The sequence below is a fragment of the Natronobacterium haloterrestre genome, from assembly GCF_900112205.1.
GTDB classification, from domain to species: Archaea; Halobacteriota; Halobacteria; order Halobacteriales; family Natrialbaceae; genus Natronobacterium; species Natronobacterium haloterrestre.
The window spans coordinates 21,293-32,119 of the sequence record NZ_FOKW01000018.1 but is presented as its reverse complement, the minus strand read 5'-3'; the positions used below and the strand labels follow the sequence as shown (position 1 = coordinate 32,119).

The 10,827-nt window shown below is 64.8% G+C and carries 8 protein-coding genes and 1 tRNA gene; 7 read left to right on the top strand and 2 right to left on the bottom strand.

The features are described 5' to 3' along the window. Positions 1 to 430: 430 nt before the first annotated feature. A tRNA-Val gene (locus BM113_RS21100) sits at positions 431 to 505 on the bottom strand. Between the two features lie 184 nt (positions 506 to 689). On the opposite strand from BM113_RS21100, the gene trpD reads away from it, so the two are divergent. Genes trpD through trpG form a run of 4 tightly spaced genes read left to right on the top strand, consistent with a single transcriptional unit; the run spans position 690 to position 4,750 of the window. After that, complete coding sequence (trpD, locus tag BM113_RS21095; protein ID WP_089790010.1) at positions 690 to 1,724, top strand: anthranilate phosphoribosyltransferase; 1,035 nt, start codon at positions 690 to 692, stop codon at positions 1,722 to 1,724. Next, positions 1,724 to 2,401, top strand: coding sequence for a phosphoribosylanthranilate isomerase (locus tag BM113_RS21090; protein ID WP_089790008.1), 678 nt, complete (start codon positions 1,724 to 1,726; stop codon positions 2,399 to 2,401). The genes trpD and BM113_RS21090 overlap by 1 nt, the downstream gene beginning before the upstream one ends. Position 2,402: 1 nt before the next feature. After that, positions 2,403 to 4,115, top strand: coding sequence for an anthranilate synthase component I (trpE, locus tag BM113_RS21085; RefSeq protein WP_089790006.1), 1,713 nt, complete (start codon positions 2,403 to 2,405; stop codon positions 4,113 to 4,115). Beyond that, complete coding sequence (gene trpG, locus BM113_RS21080) at positions 4,112 to 4,750, top strand: anthranilate synthase component II (RefSeq protein ID WP_089790004.1); 639 nt, start codon at positions 4,112 to 4,114, stop codon at positions 4,748 to 4,750. The genes trpE and trpG overlap by 4 nt, the downstream gene beginning before the upstream one ends. 46 nt (positions 4,751 to 4,796) lie before the next feature. On the opposite strand, the gene BM113_RS21075 is transcribed toward trpG, so the two are convergent. After that, positions 4,797 to 4,985 (bottom strand): DUF8029 family protein, encoded by a 189-nt coding sequence (locus BM113_RS21075; RefSeq protein WP_007143836.1) that lies wholly within the window; start codon positions 4,983 to 4,985, stop codon positions 4,797 to 4,799. Between the two features lie 404 nt (positions 4,986 to 5,389). Here BM113_RS21075 and BM113_RS21070 point away from each other — a divergent pair, with 404 nt between their 5' ends. The 3 genes from BM113_RS21070 to BM113_RS21060 all read left to right on the top strand — a co-directional run bounded on the left by BM113_RS21070 (position 5,390) and on the right by BM113_RS21060 (position 10,827). Then, on the top strand, positions 5,390 to 9,631 hold the full coding sequence (locus BM113_RS21070) for an LAGLIDADG family homing endonuclease (protein WP_089790002.1): 4,242 nt from the start codon (positions 5,390 to 5,392) through the stop codon (positions 9,629 to 9,631). A gap of 209 nt (positions 9,632 to 9,840) precedes the next feature. Continuing rightward, positions 9,841 to 10,023 carry an HVO_2523 family zinc finger protein gene (locus BM113_RS21065; RefSeq protein ID WP_245758147.1) on the top strand — a complete coding sequence of 61 codons (183 nt, stop codon included), beginning with the start codon at positions 9,841 to 9,843 and terminating at the stop codon, positions 10,021 to 10,023. A gap of 93 nt (positions 10,024 to 10,116) precedes the next feature. Further along, entirely contained in the window at positions 10,117 to 10,827 is a 711-nt protein-coding gene (locus tag BM113_RS21060; protein WP_089789998.1) for an RAD55 family ATPase, read from the top strand.

Genomic DNA, 10,827 nt, shown 5'->3' with positions numbered 1-10,827 from the left:
CCTGTCATGCCGACAGGTCGTGAACCAGCAAATATCCCAACTCAACGGCACGGTGCCGTGGGAAGCCTCGCCGTTTACGGCGAGGAGGAGGTCACCAGGCTGATGTAGGTTGGCATGGGCCCGTTTAGGTCCATATTGACCGAAAAACACCCCTCAAACTATCTCTAGACGAGGTTCCCGTCGTTCTCGAGTCGCGCTCGGATGCGGAGCCGGGGACGAACGGCGAACGCTCGTTCGACCCTGAGTTGGGTTAACTCGGGCGGAATCCGGAAACCGGTCGCTCGCGAATTTGCTCGCGACGGAAGTAGTGGGTTGGGGCAGATTTGAACTACGCCCGAGAACCTGCGCCTGCGGCGCAGAACCTCGGTCTAATTCAAACTGCCAAACGTCACGATCCTGTCGCTCGCGGATTTGCTCGCGACAGAAGTAGTGGGTTGGGGCAGATTTGAACTGCCGACCTCCTCCATGTCAAGGAGGTGTCATAACCAGACTAGACCACCAACCCGCCTGGCTTTCTCCCGTGGCGCGTCGCGCCACGTCGTCTGCACTCAATCGTTGCCGGCCACCGTAATTGAAGGTTTCGAATCGGTCGCCGTACGCGAGAGGTCACCACGGATCCGCCACCGGCACGCTTAAGTTCATGTACTCATTTGGGCATTACAAGACAACTACGTACATTGGTGTTCACTATGCAGGATTATGTCGAACGCGTCACCGAGGGCGAGGATCTCACCCAGAAGGAGGCTCGAGCGGCCTCGAGCGCGGTGTTCGAGGACGCGACGGAGGCACAGATCGGCGCGTTGCTCGCCGCGCTCCGAGCGAAAGGCGAGACCGAAGCCGAGATCGCCGGCTTCGCGGAAGGGATGCGCGAGGCGGCGCGAACGATCACGCCCGACCGAGAGCCGCTGGTCGACACCTGCGGCACGGGCGGGGACGACTACGACACGATCAACGTCTCGACGACGAGTGCGGTCGTCGCCGCGGGCGCGGGCGTTCCCGTCGCGAAACACGGCAACTACTCGGTGTCGTCCTCGTCGGGCAGCGCGGACGTCCTCGAGGTCGCGGGCGTCGACGTCGAAGCCGAGCCGCCGGCCGTCGAGGGCGCGATCGAGGACGACGGGATCGGCTTCATGCTCGCGCCCGTCTTCCACCCCGCGATGAAGGCCGTGATCGGCCCGCGCAAGGAACTGGGGATGCGGACGATTTTCAACGTGCTCGGCCCGCTGACGAACCCCGCGGGCGCGGACGCACAGGTCGTCGGCGTCTACGACCCGGACCTCGTTCCCGTGCTCGCGGACGCCCTCGCGCGGATGGACGTCGAGCGCGCGCTCGTCGTCCACGGCGCGGGCACCGACGAGATCGCGATCCACGGGGAGACGACGGTCGCGGAGGTCGAAGGCGAGACCGTCGAGGAGTATACGCTCGAGCCCGCCGATCTCGGCCTCGAGGAGCACGACATCGAGGACATCGCCGGCGGCACCCCCGAGGAGAACGCCGAGGACCTGCGGGGGATCGTCGACGGGACCGTCGACGGCGCGAAACGTGACGTCATCCTCGCGAACGCCGGCGCGGCGATCTACGTCGCCGGCGAGGCCGACACCCTCGAGGAGGGAGCCGACGTCGCCCGCGCAGCGATCGAGTCGGGCGACGCTGCTGCCAAACTCGAGCAGTTGCGGGCGAGCCCGGAAGCGGACGCGGAGCCGGAACCCCGGGGGGCCCGATAATGAGCGGTGCGCGCGGCGCTCGCACCCGCACCAAGATCTGCGGGCTGACGAACGAACGGGACCTCGAGACCGCCGTCGAGGCCGGCGCGGACGCGGTGGGGGTAGTCTGTGACGTTCCCGTCGAAACGCCCCGTGAGGTCTCGGTCGAGCGCGCGAAGCGACTCGTCGATGCGGTCCCGCCGTTCGTGACGGCGGTACTCGTGACGATGCCGGACGATCCCGGAGCCGCGATCGACCTCGTCGAGACGGTCGAACCCGACGCGGTTCAGCTTCACGGCGGGTTCGCCGCGGGCGATCTGGGCTACCTGCGCTCGCGAGTCGACGCGGCCGTCCTGTACGCGGTCGACGCCGACGAACCGGACGCCGCGAGCACGTACGACGACGTCGTCGACGCCCTGGTCGTCGACACCGCCGACGAGGACGGTGGCGGCGGAACCGGCGAGACCCACGACTGGGACCGGACGCGGGCCGTCGCCGCGGACCTCGAGTCGCCGCTGATACTCGCGGGCGGACTGACGCCGGACAACGTCGCCGCGGCAGTCCGGACGGTCGACCCGTTCGCGGTCGACGTCGCGAGCGGCGTCGAGGCTACGGGTGGAGAGAAAGACGCCGACGCGGTCCGCTCGTTCGTCGAGCGTGCGGCGAACGCGACCGCCGAGCGGAGGGTCGAGCCCTAGCATGTCCGTCGACTTCGATCTCGACCGTGAGGAGTTCGTGGAGTACGCCGCCTCTGGGGACGAGGACGACGACCGTCCCGCAGTCGTCCGCACCGTCGCCACCCTCGAGGTCGAGACGACGCCACTGTCGGCCTACGCCGCGCTGACCGGCCGCGCGCCGGGCAGCGACCGCGACCGATCGCCCTACGCGTTCCTGCTCGAGAGCGCGGAGAAGACGGCCTCGAGCGACCCGGACGGGGCGTTCCGCCCGAGCACCGCGGGGGCCGAACGCCACGCGCGGTTCTCCTACGTCGGATACGACCCCGAGGCGGTCGTCACGGTCGAACCGGAGGGGACGAGCGTCGAGGCGCTGACCGAGGACGCACCCCTCGAGTCGATCGACGTCGCCGGCGACGGCCCTGAGTCGGCCGACACCGTCGACGCGCTCCGGGCGGCCATGCCCGACGCACGACTCGAGAACGCGCCCGATCCGGGCCGCGAGCGACAGCACCTCACCGGCGGCCTCGTCGGCTTTCTCGCCTACGACGCGGTCTACGACCTCTGGCTCGAGGAGGTCGGCGTCGAGCGGCCGGACTCCCGGTTCCCCGACGCGCAGTTCGTCCTGACGACGAAGACGCTCGCGTTCGACGAGCGCGAGGGGACGGTCTCGCTCGTCTGTACGCCGGTCCTCGAGGCCGACGACGACCCCGAGGAGGTCTACGACGAACTCCGCGCGGAGGCGGCCGCGGTCGCCGAGACCCTGCGAGCGGTCGGTGACGAGCGGCCGGACGCCGGCGGGTTCGTCCGCGAGGACGAGGTCGCGGGGTCGAAAGCGGCCTACGAGGAGAGCGTCCGTGCGGCCAAGGAGCACGTCCTCGACGGCGACATCTATCAGGGCGTCGTCTCCCGGAAGCGGGAACTGTACGGCGACGTCGATCCGCTCGGGTTCTACGAGGCGATGCGCGAGGTCAACCCCTCGCCGTACATGTACCTGCTCGAGCACGACGACCTGACCGTGGTCGGAGCCAGCCCCGAGACGCTGGTCTCCGTGCGCGGGCGCGAAGTCATGTCGAACCCGATCGCGGGGACCTGCGACCGGGGGACGAGCCCGGTGGAGGACCGTCGGCTCGCGGGCGAGATGCTCGCCGACGAGAAGGAACGGGCCGAACACACGATGCTGGTCGACCTGGCGCGCAACGACGTCCGCCGCGTCTCGGAGGCCGGCACGGTCCGGGTCGACGAGTTCATGAACGTCCTCAAGTACAGCCACGTCCAGCACATCGAGTCGACGGTGACGGGCGAACTCGCCGCGGACGCCGACGCGTTCGACGCGACCCGGGCCGCGTTCCCCGCCGGGACGCTCTCGGGCGCGCCGAAGATCCGCGCGATGGAGATCATCGACGACCTCGAGTCCGAGCCCCGCGGGCTGTACGGCGGCGGCGTCGGCTACTTCTCCTGGACCGGGGACGCCGACTTCGCGATCGTGATCCGGACTGCGACGGTCGAGGAGGGGGTCACGCTACCTGCGGCGGACGGACGACAGAAACGGAAACGGGATCGCATCACGGTCCAGGCCGGTGCCGGACTGGTGGCCGACAGCGACCCCGAAAGCGAGTACGAGGAGACGGAGAAGAAGATGGGCGGCGTGCTCGCCGCGCTCGAGCGGATCGAGGAGGACGTCGAAGCGACGACCGGGACCACCGATCCGCTCGAGACCCCGGAGGTGAGCCGATGACGGCGAGCGTGACGGTCGACGAGGCGGAACCCGCCGACGAACGCGGCGAAACGCGACGCGTCCTCTTCGTCGACAACTACGACTCCTTCACCTACAACCTCGTCGAGTACGTCAGCCAGCAGCCAAACGCCGAGACCGAGGTACTGAAAAACACCGCCTCGCTCGAGGAGGTGCGCGCGGTCGATCCCGACGGGATCGTGGTCAGCCCCGGCCCCGGCCACCCGAAGAACGACCGCGACGTCGGCGTGACGACCGACGTTCTTCGCGAGGTGAGCCCCGACGTCCCGACGCTCGGGGTCTGTCTCGGGCTCGAGGCCGCGGTCTACGAGTACGGGGGAACCGTCGGGCGAGCCCCGGCACCGATCCACGGGAAGGCATCCGCGGTGGACCACGACGGCGAAGGCGTCTTCCGGGGACTGGAGCAGGGGTTCCGCGCCGGCCGATACCACTCGCTGGTCGCGACGGAGGTGCCGGACTGTTTCGAGGTGACGGCGACCGCGGAGCACGACGGCGAAACGCTCGTAATGGGCGTGCGCCACCGCGAGCACCCGATCGAAGCCGTCCAGTTCCACCCGGAGAGCGTGCTCACGGCCGTCGGACACGACGTGATCGAGAACTTCCTCACGATGCTGTAAGAGAAGAGGAACTGTGCCGCGATCGATTTGGCGACTCCGCGTCCGTTCAGCCCGAAACGCCGGGCAGCATTCCCAGCGTCCCGGTCGCATACAGCGCGGCGAGCACTATCGCGGCGACGATACCGACGCGAACGGCCAGTTTGATCGCGATACGGATCGCGATGACGGCGACCGCGAAGGCCGCCAGCCCGGCCAACACGAGGAGGACCGTCGATCCGGTAAATGGTTCGAACATAGGGAACACCCCGTTCCGAAGGGACGTAATCTTTCTGGATATCGTGACAGACGCGAGCAAGCAATCGTCACCGAAAAGAACAGGTAGAACTCTCGACTAGACCGAAAATCGTGGGAACGGCTTTCACTTTCAGTATGGTCTGAAAATCGTTAAGGCCTCCGCGCCCGTAGCCTTCGACAGGAGTCGACGCGACCGTTTCCGCGGTCGTCTCGGGGGGACAATCAGACCCAGTAGAGACGTCTGTGAAAAGTAAATTGTATTAGTTCAATAAAAGTGGGACAGCTAGGACAGCTTTATGGTGAATGCATGAATACCGAACCTTCGTCACGAATGATGAGAGCCAGGACCCGGACTGTCGCCAGAATCGACACAGGCCGACCCGATAGCAGCGAGGTGAGCCACGCGTGAGCGAAAGCGAACTCTCCGCGGAGGAGCTTACCCTCCCGATCAAACGTACCGAGGGGGACACGCTCGAGGACCGTCTCACCGGTAACGCTTATCACAACATCCTCCCGGCCCGGTATCTCCGGAAGGACGCCGACGGTGAACTCATCGAAGAGCAGGAAGATCTCTTCGAACGCGTCGGGAAGAACATCGCGCTCGCCGAGGCCGTCTTCGAGGCCGAAAAACGAGACGTCGAGATCACGGTTACGCCGGATCAGCTCAAGCCCGACCACCCGCGGCGGGACGAACTCGCCGAGGAGGTCTTCGGTGCCGGTACGACGGCCGAGGACGACGACGAGACGACGCTCTCTATCTACAACGTCAACAAGTTCGCCTACGACACCGTCGTTCCCGAACTCCCCGACGAGATCCGCGACCACGTCGAGTCGGTTGCCGACGAGTTCCAGGGGATGATGGAGAACCTCGACTTCATGCCGAACTCGCCGACCCTGATGAACGCAGGGGACGAGCTCCAGCAGCTCTCGGCGTGTTTCGTCGACTCCCCCGAGGACGACATCGACGACATCCACCAGACCGCAAAGGAGGCCGCGCAGGTCTTCCAGAGCGGCGGCGGCATGGGGTATGCCTTCTGGCGGCTCCGGCCCTACGGCGACGCGGTCGGCTCGACCGGCGGCATCGCCAGCGGCCCGATCACGTTCATGCGCACGTACGACCAGATGTGTGAGACGATCGCCCAGGGCGGCGCGCGACGCGGCGCCCAGATGGGCGTCATGCGCGTCTCCCACCCGGACGTCATCCAGTTCATCCACGCCAAGAACAAGGACGTCTCGCTGGCCGAGACGCTGCGCCTGAACGACCCCGACGACTACACGCACACGTCCTTCCAGGAAGCCTTAGAGGAGGCCCGCGAACTCATCGACGACGAGGGGAAAGTTCCCAAACACCTCCGCAACGCCGTCGAGGGTCACCTCTCGAACTTCAACATCTCCGTCGGCATCACCGACGACTTCATGGAGGCGGTCAAGAACGGCGAGGAGTTCACCTTTACGAACCCCCGAACGGGCGAGCCACACGTTGCGACCGAGGAGACGAAGGAACTCTACGAGATGTTCGGCCTCGGCGAGCACGTCGAGGTCGGCGAGGAACTGTCAGTTCCCGCAGAAGAGCTCTGGGACGACATCGTCGAGGGCGCCCACGAGAACGGCGAACCCGGCGTCATCTACCTCGAGCGCGTCAACAAGCAACACTCCTTCGACGTCGAGAAACACCCCGACCACCGCATCCTCGCGACCAATCCGTGTGTCACTGGAGAGACACTCATTAGCACGGAACGCGGTCTTGTCCCTGCAGAAGAGCTGTACGAGCAGGGGGTTGCGACTGATGTCGTCGTTGACGGCCGACTCAGTGAGGACTCCATCAAAGAGGCCAGCAGCGTCTACAAAACCGGCGAAAAAGACGTCTACAAGCTAACTACCGAGGAAGGGTACGAACTTCGACTCACTGCAGACCACCGTGTCATGACTGACGATGGATGGGTCGAAGCGCAGAACCTCGATGCAGGAGATACAGTCCACATCCAGAACCGAAAAGGTAGATTCGGTCAGCACGGTACTGCCGAGGAAGGTCGCACGCTCGGCTGGCTCGTCGGGGACGGCCATCTCAAACACGGCGAAGAACGTGCCGTTCTGAACTTCTACGACGAAGACGCCGAAATCTCCGAATCTCTGGCTGAAGACGTCAACGGGGTCGTTCGCGAGCCACTCGGTAACGCAAACTACGACATCGGAGTCAACGAAATAACTCGTGACGCCGGATACCGCGGTGCGCAGGCGATCGAACAGCGTATTCGATCTGCTCGCCTCTACGAGTACGCAGACGAAGTCGGTCTCACCGAGGACAAACTGCAGGTCCCTGATACCGTAATGCGCGGCAGCGAGGAGATGGCACGCGGCTTCCTCCAGTCGCTGTTTACTGCAGACGGTTGCGTTCAGGGGAACGTCGAAAAAGGCGTCTCGGTCCGCTTGTGGAGTTCTGACTCGGATCTGCTCGTTGACGTCCAGCAACTCCTCCTCAACTTCGGAATCGCAAGCAAAATCTACGAGAACCGCACGGAAGCAGGGACTCGAGAGCTCTCCGACGGGAACGGCGGAACGAAAGAGTACGAGACGAAGGATCAGCACGAACTCGTCATCGTCAAAGACAACCTCGAGCGATTCGCCGACGAAATCGGCTTCCTGCTCGACTACAAGTCCGAAGCGCTCGAACAACGGCTCTCGGAGTACGATCGTGGGCCGTACAGCGAACGGTTCGAAGCTACCGTTGAAGCCGTCGAACACGACGGTCACGAAGCGGTCTATGACCTGACCGAACCGGACACACACTCGTTCGTTGCAAACGGTCTCGTCGTCCACAACTGCGGAGAGCAGCCCCTCGAAGAGTACGAGGCCTGTAACCTCGGCCACATCAACCTCTCGACGCTCGCGGATCTGGACGCTCCGGACTGGCGCGTCTGGTACGACGAACACGGCGACGAGTACGACTCGATCGAGGACGCCGTCGACGCCTTCCTCGAGGAGGCCGTCGACTTCGAGGAGTTCGACCGCCGCATCGAGATGGGGACGCGGTTCCTCGAGAACGTCGTCACTATGTCGGACTTCCCGGTCGAGAAGATCGAGCAGAAGGTCCGGGAGATGCGCAAGATCGGGCTGGGCATCATGGGCCTGGCACAGCTGTACATCCAGCTCGGCATGGAGTACGGCAGCGAGGCCTCCAACGAGGTTGCCCGCCAGCTGATGACCCACATCAACCACACGTCGAAGTGGACGTCCCACGAACTCGCCGAGGAACGGGGCAGCTTCGACGAGTGGGACAAGTCCAAGTACGCGAACCCGACCGAGTACCGCGAGTGGTTCGAACACCAGACCGGGCTCGACGCCGACGACTGGGAAGACGGGTTCCCGATCCGGAACCACAACACGACGACCATCGCCCCGACGGGCACGACGAGCATGGTCGGCAACACCACCGGCGGCTGTGAGCCGATCTACAACGTCGCCTACTACAAGAACGTCTCCGACGACGTCCAGGGCGACGAGATGTTAGTCGAGTTCGACGACTACTTCCTCCGCGTGCTGGAGGACAACGACATCGACGTCGACGCGGTCAAGGAGGAGGCCAAAGAGCAGATGGCGACCAACCAGTTCAACGGCGTCGAGGGGCTCTCGACGGTGCCAGACGCCATCGGCGAACTGTTCGTCACGACCGGCGACCTCTCGGCGAAGGAACACGCCGGCGTGCAGGTCGCCTGCCAGGAAGGCGTCGACTCCGCCATCTCGAAGACCGTCAACGCGCCCAACGACTCCACGCTCGAAGACGCCAAGGACGTCTTCGAGTACATCTACGAACACGGCGGCAAGGGCGTCACCTACTACCGCGACGGCACCCGCTCGAAGCAGGTGCTGACGACCCGCGCCGACAACACCGACTTCGCCGACGAGACCGAAGCCGCCGAGGCGCTGGTCGAGCAGATCGACGAGATCTTCGGCGGCCTCGAGGCGTTCCTCGAGAACGAGGACGTCCAGGAACTGCTCGAGGACGAGGTGCCGACGATCACGGGCGAGGGCGACGTCGAACCCGTCGAGGTCGACTTCACCCAGAAGCGCGACCGGCCCGACGCGCTCCACGGCGTCAGCCAGCGCATCGACACCGGCTACGGCAAGGTCTACGTGACGATCAACGAAGACCCCGAGACGGGCCAGCCGTTCGAACTGTTCGCGAACATCGGCCACTCGGGCGGCTTTACCAACTCCTTCACCGAGGCGCTGGCGAAGGTCATCTCGACCTCGCTGCGCTCGGGCGTCGACCCCGAGGAGATCGTCGACGAACTCTGTGGCACTCGTAGCCCGAAGGTCGCCTGGGACAAGGGTGAACAGATCCAGTCGATCCCCGACGCCATCGGCACCGCGATGCGTCGCTACCTCGAGAACGAGATCGACAAGCCGTACCCGACCCAGCAGACGCTCGAGGAGTCGGCCGATGCGGGGGCGACCGAGTACGACGGCCCGCAGACAGACGGCGGCGCCGCGGCGGCCGAAACCGCCGGTAGCGATACCGACACCGACGCGACCCAGGACCTCATCGACGCCGGCGAGTCCCCCGAGTGTCCCGACTGTGGCTCGCTGTCGCTGTACTACTCCGAAGGCTGCAAGACCTGCGAGTCGTGTGGCTGGAGCGAGTGTTAAGTAGCGGGTAGTTTAGTTCCGCGTTTCCTCTCACTCTCCGTCTTCTCTCTCACTCTCCGTTCTCTCTCCGTTCTCTCTCCGCTGCAATCCGAGCATCGCGACCGTCCACCGAAGTACCGAAAGCGACGCTCGCGGGGCATCCCGAACGCCACCCCGCTCGAGTGTGGTTCCGAACACTTAGCAGGGTCGAGAGCGAGGTGTACGACGAGATGAGCGATGGTGACGGCGACGGCGAGCCCGCCGACCCCGACCCCGACCCCGACCACGAGCCCGAACGAGACCACGGCGGCCGCCCCTGTCCACACTGCGAGCGCCCACTCTTCAAGCGCCATTGCAAGTACGTCTGTCCCCAGCACGGGGTCGTCTACGACTGTGCCGACACCTTCTGGTGAGGTCTAGGTCTGGGCCCGCTCGAGCGATCCGTCGTCTCCGGTGACAGTCACTCGCCGGAACCTATTTAGCCCAGAATCACCCTGCATCCAACGATGCGAATACCTACGGGCGTACCGGGGTTCGACGAGCTAGTCGACGGCGGACTCCTGGAAGACCGGCTGTACATCGTCAGCGGACCGCCGGGAAGCGGCAAGACGACCTTCTGTTCGCAGTTTCTCACCAAGGGCGTCTTCGAAGGTGAGACGGCACTGTACCTGAGCATGCACGAGTCCAAGGAGGAGCTCGTCACCGACATGTCGAACTTCGAGTTCGGCTTCGAGCAGGCGATCTCCTCGAGCCAGATGAAGTTCCTCGACGTCTTCGACGCCGAGACGAAGCGGCTGTTCTCCTCGTCGTCGCGTACGGGCGCCGACTCGCCCGGCAGCGTCGAGAACCTCTCGAACAAACTGGTCTCGTTCGTCGAGTCGAAAGGCGTCGACCGACTCGTCATCGACTCGACGATGCTGCTCGAGTACTACTTCTCGGACGACGTCGACGAACTCGTCACCTTCCTGACGAAGCTCAAGCGTTCGGACGCGACCGTCCTGCTGATCTCGGAGATGACCGATCCGACCTCCTACTCGGACGGTCACTACCTCGCCCACGGCGTCGTGTTCATGCACAACTACCTCGAGTCCGGCGGGATGACCAGGGGCGTCCAGATCATCAAGATGCGCGGAACCCAGATCGACTGTGACATCAGGGAGGCCGAGTTCACCGATCGGGGACTGCGTGTCAAGCCGAACGAAAAGATCCAGTCCTGA

Bases quoted from the DNA above. Each gene is read 5' to 3' on its own strand.
- BM113_RS21060 (WP_089789998.1), top strand. From the start codon at position 10,117: ATGCGAATACCTACGGGCGTACCGGGGTTCGACGAGCTAGTCGACGGC.
- trpG (WP_089790004.1), top strand. From the start codon at position 4,112: ATGACGGCGAGCGTGACGGTCGACGAGGCGGAACCCGCCGACGAACGC.
- trpE (WP_089790006.1), top strand. From the start codon at position 2,403: ATGTCCGTCGACTTCGATCTCGACCGTGAGGAGTTCGTGGAGTACGCC.
- BM113_RS21075 (WP_007143836.1), bottom strand. From the start codon at position 4,985: ATGTTCGAACCATTTACCGGATCGACGGTCCTCCTCGTGTTGGCCGGG.
- BM113_RS21090 (WP_089790008.1), top strand. From the start codon at position 1,724: ATGAGCGGTGCGCGCGGCGCTCGCACCCGCACCAAGATCTGCGGGCTG.
- BM113_RS21065 (WP_245758147.1), top strand. From the start codon at position 9,841: ATGAGCGATGGTGACGGCGACGGCGAGCCCGCCGACCCCGACCCCGAC.
- trpD (WP_089790010.1), top strand. From the start codon at position 690: ATGCAGGATTATGTCGAACGCGTCACCGAGGGCGAGGATCTCACCCAG.